This is a genomic window from Pedobacter fastidiosus (genome assembly GCF_014306625.1).
In the GTDB taxonomy this organism is placed as follows: Bacteria; Bacteroidota; Bacteroidia; order Sphingobacteriales; family Sphingobacteriaceae; genus Pedobacter; species Pedobacter fastidiosus.
This window is the reverse complement of record NZ_JACRYL010000004.1, coordinates 272,598-290,676: the sequence shown is the minus strand read 5'-3', so window position 1 is coordinate 290,676 and position 18,079 is coordinate 272,598. Positions and strand designations below refer to the sequence as shown.

At 34.6% G+C, this 18,079-nt stretch carries 19 protein-coding genes; 8 read left to right on the top strand and 11 right to left on the bottom strand.

The window, feature by feature from the left end:
* Nucleotides 1-287: 287 nt before the first annotated feature.
* The 4 genes from H7U22_RS06390 to proS all read right to left on the bottom strand — a co-directional run bounded on the left by H7U22_RS06390 (nt 288) and on the right by proS (nt 4,645).
* Nucleotides 288-902 carry a Crp/Fnr family transcriptional regulator gene (locus H7U22_RS06390; RefSeq protein ID WP_187070512.1) on the bottom strand — a complete coding sequence of 205 codons (615 nt, stop codon included), beginning with the start codon at nt 900-902 and terminating at the stop codon, nt 288-290.
* A 118-nt stretch (nt 903-1,020) separates the two neighbouring features.
* Entirely contained in the window at nt 1,021-1,872 is an 852-nt protein-coding gene (locus H7U22_RS06385; RefSeq protein WP_187070511.1) for a TIGR02757 family protein, read from the bottom strand.
* 85 nt (nt 1,873-1,957) lie between these two features.
* Complete coding sequence (locus tag H7U22_RS06380) at nt 1,958-3,130, bottom strand: cystathionine gamma-synthase (RefSeq protein WP_317172949.1); 1,173 nt, start codon at nt 3,128-3,130, stop codon at nt 1,958-1,960.
* 42 nt (nt 3,131-3,172) lie between these two features.
* Nucleotides 3,173-4,645 carry a proline--tRNA ligase gene (gene proS, locus H7U22_RS06375; protein WP_187070509.1) on the bottom strand — a complete coding sequence of 491 codons (1,473 nt, stop codon included), beginning with the start codon at nt 4,643-4,645 and terminating at the stop codon, nt 3,173-3,175.
* A 199-nt stretch (nt 4,646-4,844) separates the two neighbouring features.
* On the opposite strand from proS, the gene H7U22_RS06370 reads away from it, so the two are divergent.
* Nucleotides 4,845-5,759, top strand: coding sequence for a hypothetical protein (locus tag H7U22_RS06370; protein WP_187070508.1), 915 nt, complete (start codon nt 4,845-4,847; stop codon nt 5,757-5,759).
* 27 nt (nt 5,760-5,786) lie between these two features.
* Entirely contained in the window at nt 5,787-7,292 is a 1,506-nt protein-coding gene (locus H7U22_RS06365) for an OmpP1/FadL family transporter (RefSeq protein WP_187070507.1), read from the top strand.
* Between the two features lie 390 nt (nt 7,293-7,682).
* Here H7U22_RS06365 and H7U22_RS06360 read toward each other — a convergent pair whose 3' ends face one another.
* The 7 genes from H7U22_RS06360 to H7U22_RS06330 form a co-directional block, all read right to left on the bottom strand.
* On the bottom strand, nt 7,683-9,044 hold the full coding sequence (locus tag H7U22_RS06360) for a pyridoxal-phosphate dependent enzyme (protein ID WP_187070506.1): 1,362 nt from the start codon (nt 9,042-9,044) through the stop codon (nt 7,683-7,685).
* A 307-nt stretch (nt 9,045-9,351) separates the two neighbouring features.
* Nucleotides 9,352-10,446: a DNA-processing protein DprA gene (gene dprA / locus H7U22_RS06355; protein ID WP_187070505.1), complete on the bottom strand. Its 1,095-nt coding sequence runs from the start codon at nt 10,444-10,446 to the stop codon at nt 9,352-9,354.
* A 61-nt stretch (nt 10,447-10,507) separates the two neighbouring features.
* Nucleotides 10,508-10,774, bottom strand: coding sequence for a hypothetical protein (locus H7U22_RS06350; protein WP_187070504.1), 267 nt, complete (start codon nt 10,772-10,774; stop codon nt 10,508-10,510).
* A gap of 142 nt (nt 10,775-10,916) precedes the next feature.
* Nucleotides 10,917-12,422, bottom strand: a complete 1,506-nt coding sequence (locus H7U22_RS06345; RefSeq protein ID WP_187070503.1) for a S41 family peptidase — start codon at nt 12,420-12,422, stop codon at nt 10,917-10,919.
* 8 nt (nt 12,423-12,430) lie between these two features.
* The gene (locus tag H7U22_RS06340; RefSeq protein WP_187070502.1) at nt 12,431-13,039 is read right to left on the bottom strand and encodes an HAD hydrolase-like protein; all 609 of its coding nucleotides are present in this window, start codon (nt 13,037-13,039) and stop codon (nt 12,431-12,433) included.
* A gap of 1 nt (nt 13,040) precedes the next feature.
* Entirely contained in the window at nt 13,041-13,514 is a 474-nt protein-coding gene (locus H7U22_RS06335; RefSeq protein ID WP_187070501.1) for an ATP-grasp domain-containing protein, read from the bottom strand.
* An 88-nt stretch (nt 13,515-13,602) separates the two neighbouring features.
* Nucleotides 13,603-14,253 carry an ABC transporter ATP-binding protein gene (locus tag H7U22_RS06330; protein ID WP_187070500.1) on the bottom strand — a complete coding sequence of 217 codons (651 nt, stop codon included), beginning with the start codon at nt 14,251-14,253 and terminating at the stop codon, nt 13,603-13,605.
* Between the two features lie 88 nt (nt 14,254-14,341).
* Between H7U22_RS06330 and H7U22_RS06325 the strand changes: the two genes are divergently transcribed.
* From H7U22_RS06325 to H7U22_RS22825, 6 genes are all read left to right on the top strand, one after another.
* A complete protein-coding gene (locus tag H7U22_RS06325) occupies nt 14,342-15,100 on the top strand; it encodes a hypothetical protein (protein WP_248284691.1) in 759 nt (252 codons plus the stop codon).
* Between the two features lie 2 nt (nt 15,101-15,102).
* Nucleotides 15,103-15,399, top strand: coding sequence for a winged helix-turn-helix domain-containing protein (locus tag H7U22_RS06320; protein ID WP_187070499.1), 297 nt, complete (start codon nt 15,103-15,105; stop codon nt 15,397-15,399).
* Between the two features lie 48 nt (nt 15,400-15,447).
* Nucleotides 15,448-15,759 (top strand): hypothetical protein, encoded by a 312-nt coding sequence (locus H7U22_RS06315; protein ID WP_187070498.1) that lies wholly within the window; start codon nt 15,448-15,450, stop codon nt 15,757-15,759.
* A gap of 15 nt (nt 15,760-15,774) precedes the next feature.
* Complete coding sequence (locus H7U22_RS06310) at nt 15,775-17,340, top strand: DUF4153 domain-containing protein (protein WP_187070497.1); 1,566 nt, start codon at nt 15,775-15,777, stop codon at nt 17,338-17,340.
* A 2-nt stretch (nt 17,341-17,342) separates the two neighbouring features.
* A complete protein-coding gene (gene xrtK, locus H7U22_RS06305) occupies nt 17,343-17,876 on the top strand; it encodes an exosortase K (RefSeq protein WP_187070496.1) in 534 nt (177 codons plus the stop codon).
* Nucleotides 17,860-18,079: hypothetical protein (locus H7U22_RS22825; protein ID WP_222621806.1), on the top strand; the 220-nt coding region annotated here is incomplete at its 3' end. The genes xrtK and H7U22_RS22825, both read left to right, overlap by 17 nt.

Genomic DNA, 18,079 nt, shown 5'->3' with positions numbered 1-18,079 from the left:
TTAAGCAGAAGCAAAACCTATGATTTGATTTCAAAAAGGAAATAAATATCCAACAAAACGCTAAACAGCATTACAGGTCAATTAATTAAAGAGAAACTTTTTTTTACAGATCAGGACTACTAAAATTGAAGAGATTTTTTTTTGACAATTATCAACAACTTTCGTTAATTAGGTATGATTACATACACAAATAGAAAGCCGTTTTAAGTCTTTAGTGGGATAAGAAACTTTATATTTCTGAATACGAAACCTAAATTCGTTTAACAAATTAGATGATCGCTAAAAATTTAAATTTTAGCTCTTATTCTGCTAAGTGTTTCTAAACGAACACCTAGGAATGATGCGATATATTTAAGAGAAACTCGATTGATTAAATCTGGGAAAGAAAGCAAAAAGCGTTTGTACCTTTTTTCAGCGGATGAGATTCTACATAGATAAGCTCTTTCTTCTGCAGATCTATAATAAAGCTCCATCATTTTTCGACCTACAATATTTGCCTCAGGAAAATTCTCGTATAAATAATCGGACAATACATGCGGAATGGCAATTAATTCTACGTCTTCCAATGCCTGCAGATACTCTTCAGAATCTCCTTCTATCCATAGATTGCGTATTGTACCAACAACTTCGTTTTCTTTGGCAATCCAAGTTGTAATTTCTGTTTTTCCATCTTTAATAAAACCTCTAACCACACCCTTAACAATTAAAAAAAGGTATTTATTACGATCTACAGGAGAAACAAGAAATTTATTTTTTTTATAACTTACAGGAAAAGTATGCTGATTTATGCGTCGTTCAATCTCATCATTTAATGGATGAAATTTCTTGAAGATTGAGATGAGAGGCGAAAAATTATTGAATCTTTTCCATCTATCTTCATCAGAGAGGTTAACTGCAATCATTTTTTAAGCGATTATAAGGATGGACTTAGTCTATTTTAATATTAAACTACTCTGTAATAATAAGAAGATAGATTGAGATAATGAAGTTTTTTTTGACATTTCTCAATAAAATGTCTCTTTATAAGATTTTTTCTACACCCAAACCAAAAAGCGCAAAGTCGTATTTTACAGGATCTTGAGCATCAAATTGACTTAAATTCTCCGTTAGCTCTATAGCGGTCTGCCAATCGGTTTGCTTTCTGTTAATCAGTCCTAACAATCGCCCTACCCGATCAACGTGCACATCACAAGGGCAAATCAGATCTTTTGGCTTGATTGTATTCCAGATTCCAAAGTCTACACCCCTATTATCCGTTCTAACCATCCAACGCAAAAACATATTTAAACGTTTGCAGGTAGATTTTTGAGTAGGCGATGAAATGTGTTTCTTTGTTCGATGAGGAAAATCCTCAAGAGAGAAAAAATAGCTTCTAAAATGATTCAAAGCTTGCTCAATAGTAAAATTAGGCTCTTCCGACAAACATACAGCAGATGCGGATTCGACCTCAGTGCTTACGGTATTAATTTGTAGGTATTCTGATTGATAAATACTCTGTTGAGGAACAAATGCCTGCTCCAAACTTTCAAATTGCAAGTAATGAACTTTAAAAAAGGCAATAAAATAAAGTAAATCGGTATCGTTAAAAGTTCGATGCTTAAAACCCAACAGTCCTTTTAAATCTTTGTCGCTGTGATTGAGAACGAAATCGTAAGGCGCATTATCCATTCTTTCCAGCAATTCTCTACACTTATTGATAATTGTTTTCCTCTGCCCCCAAGCCAAAATCGCAGCAAAAAATCCGGAGATTTCTATATCCTGCTTCTTTTCGAACAAATGCGGAATACAAACTGGATCGTTCGCAATAAAATTGGGTTGATTATATTGTTCAACCTTTTGATCAAGAAAATTCCGAAGTTCTAAAAAATCCATTTGTATTTAAACTAAAAAGCCATTCGAAAAATATTGGCAAATGCCCTTATCTATCGAATGACTTTTACTTAATATTTGATTCAGCTTATTTCAAAGCGTTTTCTAAATCTTCCAATAAATCATCAATATCTTCTACACCAACGCTTAAACGCAATAAGTTATCGGTAACACCAACTTTTTCACGTTCTTCTTTAGGGATTGAACCATGCGTCATAGTTGCTGGATGATTGATTAAAGATTCTACACCACCTAAAGATTCGGCCAATGTAAATACTTTGAAATTAGATGAAATTCTAAAAGTTTCCTGAAGATCTGCACCTTTTAAAGTTATGGAAATCATTCCTCCAAAACCACGCATCTGTCTTTTCGCCACATCATGATTTGGATGATCTTCAAAACCCGGCCAGTAAATCTTATCAACTTTAGGGTGTGTTTTTAAGTAATGAGCAATACGCTCACCGTTTTCACAATGTGCCTTCATTCGCAAATGCAAAGTTTTAATTCCTCTTAAAACCAAGAAAGAATCTTGTGGACCTGGAGTTGCGCCACATGCATTGTAAATAAACCAAAGATCTTTATAAAGTTGCTCATCATTTGTAACCAAAGCACCCATTACCACATCAGAGTGACCACCAATATATTTCGTAACCGAATGCATTACAATATCAGCACCTAAATCAATTGGGTTTTGTAAGTAAGGTGAAGCAAAAGTATTGTCGACTGTTAAAATCAAATTCTTTTCCTTTGTAATCTTCGCTACACCCTCAATATCAATAATTTGCATGGTTGGGTTGGTTGGTGTTTCAATCCAAACCAATTTTGTTTTATCATTGATATATGGCAACATATTCTCTGGTTTAGAAAGATCCAGAAAATGAAATTTGATACCATATTTACTGAAGATTTTAGTAAAAATTCGATAAGAACCTCCGTATAAATCATTTCCAGTAATCACTTCATCACCGGGTTGAAGCAATTTTAAAACGGCATCAGTAGCACCCATTCCACTAGAAAAAGCTAATCCGTACTTGGCATTTTCTAAAGCAGCAAGGCAATCTTCCAAAGCTTTACGGGTTGGGTTTGTACCTCTAGAATACTCGTAGCCTTTATTATCGCCAGGCGATTTTTGCCAGTAAGTAGATGTTTGATAAATCGGTGTCATTACGGCACCAGTTGTTGGATCAGGCTCTTGACCTGCGTGTATAGCTTTTGTTGCGAATTTCATTTTTTTGTGTTGAGATGTGGGTCGAGATAAGATTCTGAAACCTCAGTCATATCTTGATCGATTTTACATTCTAATTTAATAAGCTCTTGCAAATAATACCCTTTGTGTTGATGGGTTTCCCGAATAAATACACACACCATCTTCCAGTTTATTATCTAAAGGAATACAACGGATTGTGGCCTTAGTTTCGTCTTTAATTTTTTGCTCAGTTTCTGAAGTTCCATCCCAATGGGCAGAAATAAATCCAGCTTTACCATCAAGCAATTGCTTAAATTCATCATAACTATTGGCTTCAGTAATGTGTTCGTCCCTATAAGCCAATGCCTTGTTGAACATAGCAGCTTGAATATCTTCCAATAATTTAATAATGTAAATATCCAGCCCTTCCTGCGGAATAGTCTGCTTTAATTTGGTGTCTCTACGCGCAACCTCAACGGTTTTATTTTCCAAATCACGGCCACCAATCGCAATGCGAATCGGCACTCCTTTTAATTCATAATCTGCGAATTTAAAACCCGGGCGTTGTGTATCACGGTCATCATATTTAACAGATACACCTAAGCCTTTTAACCTCATCGATAATTCATTAACGTAAGAAGTTATTTTGGCCAAATCTTCATCACTTTTGTAAATAGGCACAATTACAACTTGAATTGGCGCTAATTTCGGTGGAATAATTAAACCTGAATCATCACTATGTGCCATAACCAAAGCACCCATTAAACGGGTAGAAACACCCCAAGATGATGCCCAAACGTAATCTAACTTACCATCTCTTCCAGTAAATTTAACATCAAAGGCTTTAGCAAAGTTTTGTCCTAAAAAGTGAGATGTTCCAGCCTGAAGTGCCTTTCCATCCTGCATTAAAGCTTCAATGCAATAGGTATCTAAGGCTCCAGCAAATCTTTCATTAGGAGATTTACGACCTCTAATCACTGGAACGGCTAACCAGTTTTCAGCAAAATCAGCATAGATATGCAACATACGTTCCGTTTCTTCAATTGCTTCTTGAGCGGTTGCATGAGCGGTATGCCCTTCTTGCCATAAAAATTCTGCCGTACGTAAAAACAAACGAGTTCTCATTTCCCAACGTACAACATTTGCCCATTGATTAATTAAAATAGGTAAATCACGGTAGGATTGGATCCAGCCTCTGTATGTATTCCAAATTATGGTTTCTGAAGTTGGACGAACAATCAGCTCTTCTTCCAATTTAGCGGTTTCATCTACAACGATGTTGCCATTGCCATCATTTTTTAGACGGTAATGTGTTACAACGGCACATTCTGTTGCAAAGCCCTCTACATGAGATGCTTCTTTAGAAAAAAATGACTTAGGGATGAACAAAGGGAAATATGCATTTTGATGCCCGGTATCTTTAAACATTTTATCTAAAACGGCCTGCATTTTTTCCCATATAGCATAGCCATTGGGCTTAATAACCATACATCCACGAACGGCAGAGTGTTCTGCCAAATCTGCCTTTAATACAATATCGTTATACCACTGGGAATAATCTGCTTCTCTGCTTGTAATTTCTTTGCTCATATTATGTATTTGGAACGTAATTTGTATGTTAAATAATGTGAAATTAAGCCACAAATTTATAAATTTATGCCTACAAAACGATTAAGAATTGAATGCATTGATTTTAAAACAATAATGTGACCAACTATATCGTTATTGGCGAGCAAAATTTAAAAGCTTTTTATTATCTTGTTGACACACACAACTAAATATAAACACAATGAAACCAATTAAATTTTTCCCCATTGTATTGATTGCAGCCGCTGGGTTGGTTGCATCATGCTCCACACCAAAATTGGCTCAAAAAACCATTAGCGATGATGTTTACAACAGCGTAGCGCAAGCCAAAGAGGTTGAATATATGGCCCCTGTACAAACACAACAGGCTCAAGGTCAAAATCAAGCTGAATATGATGAATATTATGGCACAAGTAATCCTTATTACGATATGGATTATTCTTCTAGAATTAATCGTTTTTACAACGGCTATTCTTGGAGAGGTTATTATGATCCTTATTTCGATAATTCTTACTATAACAATAATTACTTAGGATTTGGCTTAGGCTGGAATAACGGTTATGGCCTTAATTGGGGCGGTGGCTACTATGGCAGCATCTGGAACAATCCACTCTACTATGGCAACTTCGGTTACGGATACAACAATCCCTATGGATGGAATTCTTGGGGACCAAACTCTTATTATGATCGCTACGGTTGGGGTGGCGGATACTACGGCGGCGGAGGATATTATGGTGGTGGCGGCGGTTACTATGGAGGCGGAGTAGCTTCTAATAGAACTTTTAGACCAAGACCTGGAAGTAATGATACTGGAGTACCAAGAGGCGGTGCCACTGTTGCACCTAATTATGGCAGACCGGGAAGATCTTCTTCAACTATTGGTGGTAACAATGGTGCGGTAAGTTCTACCAATCCAAATAACGGTCGCCCAACTAGAAATGTTCAACCTAGCAATCAACCAAATCAGCCACAACCTCAAATGAGTAGACCATCTCGTGAGGAAAGACCTGCACCAAGTTATTCTCCACCACCATCAAGTAGTGGATCGAGCGGTGGCGGAAGCAGTTCTGGCGGTGGTGGCGGTGGCGCTAGACCAGGTAGAGCAGGAAGAGGTTAATATCAGCAACACACAATTAAACATAAGATGAAAAGAATAATTTTAACCTTTATAGCGGTTACAGTAACTGCTACAGGGACATTATATGCGCAAAGTTATGCGCCAGATGCCTATCGTTTCTCCCAAAGTAGTTATGGAAGTACCGCTAGATTTAAAGCAATGGGCGGTGCACAAATTGGTGTTGGTGGAGATATGGGATCTATAGGTGCAAACCCAGCAGGTTTGGGCTTGTTCACAAAATCCGAATTTAGCATCACTCCAGAATATAATGGCGTATCTAACCAAAGCACTTTTTTAGGTAATGCGACTAAAGATTCTAAAGGACAGATCAACTTAAATAACTTAGGTGTAGTTTTTTACAGCCCAACTTATAAGGCAAAAGGTTCTGATACTCAGAAAGGTGTGGTAAGTGCCGTTTTAGGTGTTGGTTACAATAGGAATAACGATTTCTTTAATCAATTTCAATACAGCGGAACAAATGCAAATAGTTCTTATCGTGATGCGTTGGCCGAGCAAGCAAATGCTTATGGAATTGATGGGACATTAGCTGGTGATGCTTATGATAGTTACTTGATTAACAGAAACACGCCAAGTTATCCAAATTCATTCTCTGCAGAGCCCTACACAGGTACAAGCTTCAAACAGAATTGGAACGAATCTCGTTTAGGTTCTACTTCAGAATTTAATGTGGCTGGAGCCTTAAATTTCTCAAACAAATTCTATTTAGGAGGTGCAGTGAGTTTTGTTAACGTTCGTTACATTAGCGATGCGAGTTATACCGAATCTGGAGTTTTAAACTCTTTTAACGAAAGCACAAACTTGTATGAGGGAAATGAAAATTACATTTTAAACTATACTAGAAACCAAGAAACAAAAGGTTCTGGTGTAAATTTAAAAGTTGGTATGATTTTCAAACCTGTAAATGAATTCCGTATTGGTGTTAACTTCCAATCTCCTACTTGGATGAATGTTCAGGATAATTCTAACGAAAGTGTGAACAGTCAGTTGACTGGATATAACTCAAACAATCCAAATCAGAACTACACCTTTACCTATAACTTGCGTACACCACTAAAAGCATCTGCTGGTGCTAGTTATATCATTGGCGGTAGAGCTTTAATATCAGCTGATATTGATTACGTAGATTATTCCACAATGAGATTTTCTGCTGATGAAGGTTCTGATTTAACAACGATAAACAGCAACAACGCCTTCATCAAAAATTCTTACAAAGAAGCCGTTAATTATCGCTTCGGTGCAGAAATTAAAGTGAGTAACGAATTGAGTTTAAGAGGTGGTTATGGTGTAAATGGAAGTGGAATTAAAGATGGCGTAGATAAATTTTACGAACAAAAATATTATTCTGGCGGTATTGGTTATCGTGTAGATAATTATTATGTAGATGTAACTTATCAAAACTTCCAAACCAATTTCAACTCTAGTCCTTACGAATTGAACGACTACTCTGAACCATTGGCTGATGTTAAAACAACAAGAAACAACGTATTTTTAACTTTTGGAGTAAGATTCTAAGCGTTAATTAAATAAATAAAAAGTCATTAAGATTTTATCTTAATGACTTTTTTTATGCATTTATAGTTATAGATAATGTAAAATAGAGTCTACTACCGTAGCCATCGCCTGGATACACAATGTTAAAAAGCGTCCTTTGGAGGGGCAAATCTTAATAGTTTAAAGTATAGCGATAATTGTAGCATTGCTTTCTCGTAAAGTCGGAATAGGCTCTCCCTCGCAATAACCACCATTTTTAAAAATTAACTTCTGGTGTATATATCTTTTCTTTAGTCTTGTTAGTCGAGATTTGCAGTCCCGTCTTAAAGAACTTAGGATTTTTAATCCTTAATATATTAAAACTGTATGATCGAGATTTCAAATCTCGACCAACAGAAACTATAGAAAGGGTTACCCCGAAATCGCATTTATAATATCATACTGCGTGATGATTTCAATTTTACCTGATTCATCTTCTACCAAAACAGCAGAATTTTCCTTATTAATCAGTGATGAAATTTTATCAATTGAAGTATTTAAATCAACGAAAGGAAAAGTAGCGGTCATGATTTCTGAAATTGGTGCCGATTTCAAACCTGGATTTTCTAACAAAGCGGTAAGAATGTCACTTTCAGCAATTTTACCAACAATCATTCCCTGTTGAGTGACCGGAATTTGAGAAATATTCATCGACTTAATGGTGTTGATGGCTTCTAAAACAGATTTGGTAGCATCAAGTGTTACAATTTCTGTCGAGTCTTTTTTAGCTAAAATTGATTTGGCAGTTAGTTTTTCATCTTGCAAAAATCCACGTTCTCGCAACCAATCTTCATTATACATTTTGCCCATATAACGGCTTCCATGATCGTGAAAAATAACCACGACTATATCTTCTGGTTTCAATTTATCTTTTAACTGAATTAAACCACCTATTGCAGCACCAGCAGAATTTCCAACAAAAATACCTTCCTTACGGGCGATATCACGCGTCATTAATGCCGCATCTTTATCTGTTACTTTTTCGAATAAATCGATCACATCAAAATTTACATTCGCTGGCAAGAAATCTTCTCCAATACCTTCAGTTATGTAAGGATAAATTTCATCCTTATCGAAAATTCCAGTTTCTTTATATTTTTTGAAAACAGATCCATAAGTATCAATTCCCCAAACTTTAATATTTGGATTCTTTTCTTTTAAATATTTTCCTGTTCCAGATATTGTACCACCAGTACCTACACCTACAACTAAGTGTGTAATTTTACCTTCCGTTTGTTCCCAAATTTCGGGACCAGTAGATTCGTAATGTGCTTGGGAATTGGCTAAATTGTCATATTGATTTGGTTTCCAAGAATTTGGAACTTCACGCTCTAAACGAGAAGAAACCGAATAATAAGAACGTGGATCTTCTGGTTCTACGTTTGTAGGACAAACAATTACCTCAGCTCCAAAAGCTCGCAAAGCATCTACCTTTTCTTTTGATTGTTTATCTGTTGTGGTGAAAATACATTTATAGCCTTTAATGATTGCAGCCATTGCAAGGCCCATTCCTGTATTTCCCGAAGTTCCTTCAATAATAGTTCCACCTGGTTTTAGTTTACCACTTTTCTCAGCATCTTCAATCATTTTAACCGCCATACGGTCTTTAATTGAATTACCAGGATTAGTTGTTTCTATTTTGGCCAGAATTGTTCCAGGAACTCCTTTTGTTATCGTGTTTAATTTTACCAGTGGCGTGTTGCCAATGGTTTCTAAAATATTATTGTACCACATGGAAGCAAAATTAAGCAAAGGCATTAAGTATTTTATAAACTATATTTTATTTGAAACATAATTTCGATTATTAAAATATAATAGAATTTTATTGCTTAATCTATAAAAATGATAGGCATTATAGATTGATTATTGGGTAAAATTCAATTTTGAATTTTGGGTTTACGGTGATTTAGCATAGTAAAGCTTCAATATTAATTTTTAGTCGTCATTTTGAGTGAAGCAGGATAATTCTTTGCCAATTGTTAAAATTAAGTTCAAAGATTTCTCCACTATACGGTGCTCCAGTCGAAAGGAAGGCTAACTATTACGCAAGTTTATAAATCTTTCCTGGCAGAGAAACAATAATTCCCTGCATTTCTAGCGTAAGGATTACGATTGCGAGTTTGCTTTGTTGAATATTCAATTCTATTGATAACTCGTCGATCGCCAACTGCCCATTTTTAAGCGCATCTACAACTTTTTGTTCATTAGCTGTAAGGTTGATATGTAAAGCGGTTTGAGCTTGCTTTTTCTTCTCTTTTACTTCATTATCCCAACCTAAATAATAAATTAAATCGTTAGCATTGTTAATCAGTCCTGCCCTATTGGTCTTAATTAGAAAATTACATCCTTCCGAAAATAAATCATTCGTTCTACCTGGAAATGCGTAAACATCTTTATTATAAGAATTTGCGATTTCTGCTGTAATTAATGCACCACCTTTTAATGAAGCTTCTACAACTATGGTTGCATCTGCAATGCCGGCAATAATCCGATTCCGTTGTGGGAAATTTTGGCGATCTGGATTGGTAAGTATCGGAAATTCGGTTAGCAAGCCTCCATTCAAAACCATTTTTTGAGATACATTTTTATGGAGCTGTGGATATAATCTATCTAACCCATGACCTAAAACGCCAACTGTAGCTACATCATTTGCGATACATTCTTTATGTGCCGCAACATCTATCCCATAAGCCAAACCGCTAACAACCAAAACATTGTATGGTGCCAATACTTCAATTAGTTGCTTACATAAATTGCGCCCATATTCTGTAGCATTTCTAGTACCCACAATGCTTAAAATCCTAGGATGATTTAAATCTGCCTTGCCCTTAAAATATAATAGTATTGGCGAATCAAAGCAGTTTTTTAAGCGCTTTGGGTAATTATCATCAGAGAAGAAAAGCACTTCGATATCATGTTTTTCAACAAATTTCAGCTCTTCTTCAGCTCGAACTAAAGCATTTGTTCCTAAAATTGCTTCGACTGTTTTTTCTCCAATTCCTGGAATTTGCAACAATTGTTTTCGGTTTGCTGAAAAAACATTTTCGGCACTGCCACAATAAGCAAGTAGATTTTTGGCAGTTACTGGGCCAATTGATTTTATAAATGTTAAAGCAATTTTATGGAGCGTACTCATTAATATTTAAGCTAAGGTGAATAAATGCTTGGGATGATTTATTTCCTTTTTTTATCGTCGCTTAAAAATCAATGTCAATTAAACTTTTTAACGGAATATGGATGTTATTTTTGAGCTGCAAATATTTTTCGGTAACTGCCCAAACTGTAGTATCGACCCTTTTTGGTCCTATTGTAGTATTAAATGTTATAACTGCTTTCGCCTTAAATTCATTTCCTAAACGCTGTGCCTCAGCTAGCTTAGTTTTTAATTCATCGGTATGATCTTCGTTGGCGTTTATAATATTTAAGTAGCTTATATGTTCTTTTTCTACAATTTCTATCGGCATGGTATCTCTTTAACGATTAATGTTAAACAAGCTTATTAATTTTTTATAAAAAAAACAACCTTTAGCACAGGTTTCGTGTAATATTTAGGCTAATAAAAAAGCCAACATTAAAATGCTGGCTTTCCATTTATAAACAAAATTATTATTTAAATTTCATCTTTCGAGTTTCAACCATACCTTTAAACTCGTGGTTTAATTTATCGTTGGTGTTATCAATCAAAGCTCTCGAAGCGGCAGAAGTACTGCTTAGAGAGTTGTCTTTTAAATAAGAAGTGAAGCTCCCGTTTGCCGTAAAGTATAAAGCTTGAGCCAACAAGGGTTCAGAAGGATCACCGAAATCTTTGCTAAGGTCATCTGCAATATCTTTATCTACCGTCATACCGTCAAAATAATCACCAAAGTTTACAGAGTTTTTAGTTTGAAATTGAGGAATATATAAATCTGATTTATTGATGCGAAGAGAGAAAAATCCAACTGGCTTACCATAAGTTTTACGACCGATTAACTTAACGTCCATTACCGGCTTTAAATTGTTAATTACCAACTCGCTTGCTGATGCTGTGGAGCCTGTTACAATAAAATACACTCGAGATACATTTAAAGACCCTCGTTTTTTGAACGATTCTTGATTTCCTGCCGCCATGGTTGGCTTAAAGGAATAATCGAAAAACGAATATAGTCTCGTAACCCCATCAGTGCCTTGTGCATAGAATTTTTGGTTCTCCAAAATTGTAGCCTGTGCATTTTGCATGGTTTGGTTGTAATAAGTAGTGTACATTATCTTACCCGTTTGCGCCGATGGAGCAATCAAGTTTGTTAAAACATCTGCCGTACCAACTGAGCCACCGCCGTTATATCTTAAATCTACAATAAGCTCTGTTACCCCATCTGCTGTAAATTTCGCAAAAGCTTGATCAAGCAATGTAGAAGCATTTGTTGTAAAGCTATTAAATACAATGTATCCTAATTTTTTAGCTCCAACAGTATAAGTATTGGTGTATAAAATTGGATTAATTGCATATGTGCCACGGTTTACGGTAACCTCTGCAATTGTTTTATCCAACTTTTCTACTGTTAAAGTAATAGAAGGATTACTTCCGAAGATAGCTGCATTTAAAAAATCTACATCAGCCTGAGAAGCTCGAGAAACAGGAGTGCCATTTACTTTGGTAATTGTAAATCCTCTTTTTAAATTCGCAGTAGCAGAAGGTGAGTTCCCATAAACATATTTAATCCGAAGTAGATTATTTGAATCAAAATTTGCAGAAAAACCATAATCTCCACCTACTCCGCCCAATTGACCAGCAACAGATCCATCATCAATAAAAGAATATTTATCTTTCCCGCCATTGCTTGATAAACCTCTTATCGCAGTTACAACTTGTTCGCTTGTTGAATACTTACGGGGATTAAAAGTATCATAGCTAGGCATTCCTACATTCCAAAAATAGGTTTGCTTTGCATAGAGAAAAATTGAATCTCGGGTTAAATAATCTCGATTGGTTGTTGGTGTTTGTAAGGTATTACTTTCGGAAATGGATGAATCTGCATCTGCAGCAGCATCATTTTTTTTACAAGATGTTGTAATCCCCAACACAATTAACATAAAGCACAAAAAGGCATTTTGCGCAGTAAATTTTCTAAGCATATTTTATATTATCTGTAAATTTCTAGTGACACAATATACGGCAAATTAATTAATTTGGATTGCTCCTCATCAAATTTATTTGCACCAACCACTAGCGCCTCATTTGATGATAAATTGTTGTTGCTTAGTATGTTTAGAAAAATTTCTGATTTAGGTTGCCCCAGCTCATCTGCAAAGAAAACAGTGAGGTACTTTTCGAGTCCATTCCACTCTGTTTGCTTAATTTTGTTGAGCTGTTGTTCAGGATTTCCTGCAGTTACAATGTATATCTTTTTACGATCTATAACCAACTCCTGCATAAACTCCAAAATATTTTTAAAGAGCAAAAGCTTTAATGGCAATCGGGCATTTTGGTGCAATAAATCAAAGTTATATTGATAGGTTTCTGCTAGATCGAATTCAGTGGCAGTCTTCTCAAATAGATGATCCGTTCCATTTGATTCGTATTCTACACGCATAAATTCTAAAATAGTTTGGGCATTCTTTTGCTCAGCATATTCTATAAACTGCGCAAAAAGATAATATACCTGCAATAAATAATCCTTTTCGGGAAAGATTACATCATCAAGTTCAAAAATTACAACCTGCTTATCTTTCGCTAATTGATATGCATCCATATTATATTGTAAAAAGTTTAAAATCCTGATTATCAAAACCGAAAATACCGTTCAAGTCTTTGTAATCTGTTTTTGGAAGATCTTGATTAGTAGAAAAAATACATTCACCAGCTATGAAAACTGCAAAATCTGAATAAATATTATTTCCTTCTTTAAAATATTCATCGATATTATCCGCCTCGGGAAGTAAAACCTGAATGCCATATTCTCCAAACAGAACAGAAGACTTTGCAATAGGCTGGATCTCAAAATCGTGTAGTGGGATAATACAATCGATAGATTCGGTGATGCAAAAATTTAAAAGAATGTGTGCAATGCTCTCTTTGTTCAACACCCCCAAACTCGTAAAAGCATATTTATCTGTAGTAACAATTGGTATTTCTCCATAATCTGCCAGCAAAACAAAATGATTGGGAAACGCTTTTAAAAGCTTTAGGGCTTTAGAATTATTTCCACCTGTAATAAGTATTTTCAAAATTAAAGTTGTGTTGAATAAATAATATTTAAAAGTTGACCACAAAGACCTTTGCGCTATGATCTTATCATCCTGAAAAATCCTGGTCTTATACGATTAACCCATCTTTCATGGTTACCACCCTATCGCTCGTTTTTGCTAAATGTTCATTATGCGTAACAATTACAAAAGTTTGCTGAAAGTTATCTCTCAAACTAACGAAAAGTTGATGCAATGCCGACGCATTTTCAGAATCTAAATTTCCAGAAGGTTCATCAGCTAATATAATCGATGGATTATTTACCAAGGCTCTCGCAATGGCTACGCGTTGCTGTTCGCCACCAGAAAGCTGATTTGGCTTGTGATTAACCCGATCTTTTAATCCAAAAAGATCCAATAATTCTAAAGCTCTATCCTCAGCTTGTTTTTTGGATTTTCTAGCGATAAACGCTGGAATACAAACATTCTCTAAAGCACTAAACTCTGGAAGCAAATGATGAAACTGAAAAACGAAACCAATATTTTGATTTCTAAAACTGCTTAGCAAATCGCCACTTAAATTGCTAATCATTGTATCCTTTAATTCTACCGTACCCTCATCAGGTTTATCTAAAGAGCCTAAAATATGCAGTAATGTGCTCTTTCCCGCTCCAGATGGGCCAATTATGCTTACTATCTCTCCTTTTTGCACTTCGAAATTAACACCTTTTAAAATGGGTAAATTTCCGTACGACTTTCTAATATCAGTGGCTTTTAGCATGCTCAAATTTAGTAAAAAAGCGGAAAGACTGAAGCAAAAAGAGGAAAGACTAAAGCTAAAAGATCAAAGTTAAAAACAAACCTTAAATATGTGCAGTCGATTAAACTGTGTAATCATCCCGAAGGAAGAAATCAATAAAATCACCTTATTAAAAATAAAATTTGCAATTACCAATTTCTTATTTAACTTTGAAAAACAAAGCACTTTCAAAATGAGCAATCCAGAGGAACAATTAAATGCATTAAAAGACATTAGACAAATGATGGATAGATCATCGAGATTTATTTCGTTGAGCGGTTTATCTGGAGTTTTTGCTGGCGTTATCGCTTTAATTGGTGCTTATTTTGCTAATGAAGAGATTGATAAATATATTAATAAGCGAGGATACGGCTACGGTGTTGATGGTGAAATGGACTTAGAGTTTAATTTGATAAAGCTTGGTGTTTTTGTTCTCCTAATTGCTTTAGCCGGCGGAATTTTATTCACCTATAGAAAAAGTCAACAGAATAATCTTCCAATTTGGGATAAGACATCAAAATCACTATTAATTAATTTATTGGTTCCCTTAGTTGCCGGCGGATTATTTATTATCGCTTTGCTTATTAATCACCCAAATACTTATAGCATTATTGCACCGAGTTGTTTAATTTTTTATGGATTATCACTCATTAACGCAAGTAAATACACGTACAGCGATATTCGATACCTTGGTTTTTGCGAAGTTTTTTTAGGCTTAGTCTGTATGTTTTATGTGGGTTATGGATTAATTTTTTGGGCTGTAGGTTTTGGTATTTTACACATCATTTACGGATTGGTAATGTATTTTAAATATGAGAGAGGCCAATAAGAATGAAAAACCCCATAGCAGATTTAAATAAAATATTCGATAGCCGAATAAGATTGGGCGTAATGTCTATGCTTGTAGTAAACAACGAAATTGGCTTTAACGACTTAAAGCAAATGCTAGAATTAACAGATGGGAATTTAGCCTCTCACTTAAATACTTTAGAACAGGCAGAATTTATTAAGGTGCACAAAGGGTTCATCGGCAGAAAAACCAGCACCACCTACTCGATTACTCCTTTAGGCAAACAGGTATTTAAGGCACATTTAGATGCGCTTGAAAAAATGATCAAAAAACTATAATCTATTTTTTTTAACTATTTACTTTGAAATACAAAGCACTTTTAAATTATGAAAACAGAAAATGATTACCCGCTTTACATTGTCAGCTTTTCTAGAAAAATTTCCCTTTACTCATTTGTAAGTGGGGTTTTAATTACAATCCTCTACATTTTAACCAAAGAAGGTTTTTTGATGAGTTTTGGCCTTCTATACACTGTAATTGCATTTTTTGCCAATATAATTGTTTTGCTAATGTTACTGGGCACTATGATTATCCATCAAGATCATTGGAAGGATATTACCATCTCGCTCTTGATTCTTTTAGCAAATATCCCTGCTTTTTTTGCCTGTTTTTATCTGGTTACCCAATCTCAATTCTAATTCAAAACATAAAAAATGAAAAATAAATCCAACTTCCTGCTTTTGTCTACCCTATTGGGTGGCTTGCTTTTTAACTTTCTATTTTGGAAAGAAAGATTAGCACTAAACTTACTTATTTACAGCGTTTACCTGTTGATTATAACTTTTACTAATCCTGAAGTGATTAAGAGTAAGAAATTAAAAATATATGCCTTAGCACATCAATTGGCAGGCATCTTGGTTGTAATTAATAATTCTGATTTAACACTAGTTACGTATTACATCAGCTTGCTTTTATTTATTGGCATAGCTCATAATCAACAAATTAGAACAGTTTTCACAGCCATGTTAGCAGGTTTCTTGCAAATGGTGACAGTACCATTTAATGCCATAAAGAATTTAGCAGATGTTAGAATTGGCAATTTTAATTTAAAACCCTTTTTTAAATTATTAAAGTACATTTTAATTCCGCTTGTTATTGTAACCGTATTTACCTGTTTATATTCTGCAGCAAGCAATGTATTTGCGCATTATGTAGAATTGGCTTTGAATAGCATTGCAGATTCTTTAGGAGATATCATAAATTTCCTTTTTAAAGATTTAGACTTGCCACAGGTCGCTTTCTTTTGTTTCGGCTTAATTTTAACAAGTGGAATATTATTATCTTTTTTTGATAAGAGTATGCAAAACGCAGAGTTTAAATGCAAAGAGCAGTTATCAAGAATTAGAAGACATTTAAACCAAAAATCAGCTTGGTTCGAGTTTATACAGATTTTTACTGGTGGCCTTTTGCACAAAAAATTGGCTTTAAAAACAGAGTACATTATTGGATTAATCTCTTTCGGTTCCTTAAATCTTTTGCTTTTATCCCTAAACGCAATTGATATCACCACTTTATGGTTTGGTTATAAGCCTTCTGGTAATTTCTCAAGCGAGCTCCATCAAGGTACAAATTCTTTGATCTTCAGTATTGTAATGGCAATGGCTGTTATAATATATTTCTTTAGAGGAAACTTAAATTTTTACAGCAAAAGTAAAACACTGCGCTTTCTTGCATTCGCATGGATGATTCAAAACTGCATCCTAATTATTTCTGTATTTATTCGTGATGGTTATTATATCGAGTTTCATGGCTTAACCCATAAACGAATTGGGGTTTTGGTATTTGCCATTCTTTGTATTATTGGATTAGCTACCGTTTATGTTAAAGTTGCCAAACAAAAAACGTTGTTCTATCTCTTTAAAACGAATGGAAATATCTGGTTTGCATTACTACTTGTATTCAGCACTGTAAATTGGGATGTTCTAATTGTGAAATACAATCTTAATCATACAGACTCAGTTTCAATAGATCCGGATTACTTAATTTCCTTGTCTGAAAAAACCCTGCCATTACTGGATAAAAATCGCAATAAGATCTCTAAATCCGCCGGTAATGAATCTGAAACCCGCCTGGCTATTTATGCAAACCCGAAGGATGTTCTAATTAATAAACTCGATCAGCGGATTGGATTTTTTAAGGAACGCTATGAAAAAGTAAGCTGGCTATCGTGGAATTTACAGGATTGGAATACGGCAGAATATTTTGGGTTGAATAAATAATCATGAAGAAAATAAACAACAATTTCTTTTACAGCTTGGGGCTTTTTACACTTCTAATTTTGAAATATTTTTATGCTACAATTAGCACTCAAAACCTAAATTTTATTTTAGGCCCCACTAATTATTTTTTATCCCTAATCATTGGCTCTAAAGGTACTTATATTCAAAATCTAGGCTATTATCACTCAAATTTGAACATCACTATAGAAAAGGCGTGTTCGGGTTTTAATTTCATGCTTATAAGTTTTTTAGTTACGTATTGCCTACTCATTAATCATTTTAAAAATCAAAATTTAAAGATGGCAACGCTCCCGATAACTTTATTTTTCGGATGGGTTTTAACAATTTTTGTAAATGTCTCGAGAATAACATCGTCCATATTTATAAATAAATTCATCGCATTCCCTAAACCATATCAATCTTTAATACACCAATCTGAAGGAACTTTTATTTACCTCTTCTTTTTGATTTCATCCTATAAACTAATTAACTATTTACTTAATAAATACGCTGTTCAAAATGAAAAACTTGCTTAATCCCAAATGGCTAATTGTAATTAATATTATTCCATCATTAATTTTGTTGATTCTTTTTTATGGCCAATTTCAGATAATCAAAAGTCAATTGTCTACTGAAGTAAAATCACTTTGGATAGATTTTTCCCTGTTGTTAATATCGCTTACTTGCCTACAAGCTGTTTATATTTTTTTAAGCATCAAGAAAAAAATAGCCCTATCCA

Excerpts from the sequence above, each read along its gene's own strand:
- H7U22_RS06390 (WP_187070512.1), bottom strand. The coding sequence starts at position 902 with ATGATTGCAGTTAACCTCTCTGATGAAGATAGATGGAAAAGATTCAAT.
- H7U22_RS06385 (WP_187070511.1), bottom strand. The coding sequence starts at position 1,872 with ATGGATTTTTTAGAACTTCGGAATTTTCTTGATCAAAAGGTTGAACAA.
- proS (WP_187070509.1), bottom strand. The coding sequence starts at position 4,645 with ATGAGCAAAGAAATTACAAGCAGAGAAGCAGATTATTCCCAGTGGTAT.
- H7U22_RS06370 (WP_187070508.1), top strand. The coding sequence starts at position 4,845 with ATGAAACCAATTAAATTTTTCCCCATTGTATTGATTGCAGCCGCTGGG.
- H7U22_RS06365 (WP_187070507.1), top strand. The coding sequence starts at position 5,787 with ATGAAAAGAATAATTTTAACCTTTATAGCGGTTACAGTAACTGCTACA.
- H7U22_RS06360 (WP_187070506.1), bottom strand. The coding sequence starts at position 9,044 with ATGTGGTACAATAATATTTTAGAAACCATTGGCAACACGCCACTGGTA.
- dprA (WP_187070505.1), bottom strand. The coding sequence starts at position 10,446 with ATGAGTACGCTCCATAAAATTGCTTTAACATTTATAAAATCAATTGGC.
- H7U22_RS06350 (WP_187070504.1), bottom strand. The coding sequence starts at position 10,774 with ATGCCGATAGAAATTGTAGAAAAAGAACATATAAGCTACTTAAATATT.
- H7U22_RS06345 (WP_187070503.1), bottom strand. The coding sequence starts at position 12,422 with ATGCTTAGAAAATTTACTGCGCAAAATGCCTTTTTGTGCTTTATGTTA.
- H7U22_RS06340 (WP_187070502.1), bottom strand. The coding sequence starts at position 13,039 with ATGGATGCATATCAATTAGCGAAAGATAAGCAGGTTGTAATTTTTGAA.
- H7U22_RS06330 (WP_187070500.1), bottom strand. The coding sequence starts at position 14,253 with ATGCTAAAAGCCACTGATATTAGAAAGTCGTACGGAAATTTACCCATT.
- H7U22_RS06325 (WP_248284691.1), top strand. The coding sequence starts at position 14,342 with ATGTGCAGTCGATTAAACTGTGTAATCATCCCGAAGGAAGAAATCAAT.
- H7U22_RS06320 (WP_187070499.1), top strand. The coding sequence starts at position 15,103 with ATGAAAAACCCCATAGCAGATTTAAATAAAATATTCGATAGCCGAATA.
- H7U22_RS06315 (WP_187070498.1), top strand. The coding sequence starts at position 15,448 with ATGAAAACAGAAAATGATTACCCGCTTTACATTGTCAGCTTTTCTAGA.
- H7U22_RS06310 (WP_187070497.1), top strand. The coding sequence starts at position 15,775 with ATGAAAAATAAATCCAACTTCCTGCTTTTGTCTACCCTATTGGGTGGC.
- xrtK (WP_187070496.1), top strand. The coding sequence starts at position 17,343 with ATGAAGAAAATAAACAACAATTTCTTTTACAGCTTGGGGCTTTTTACA.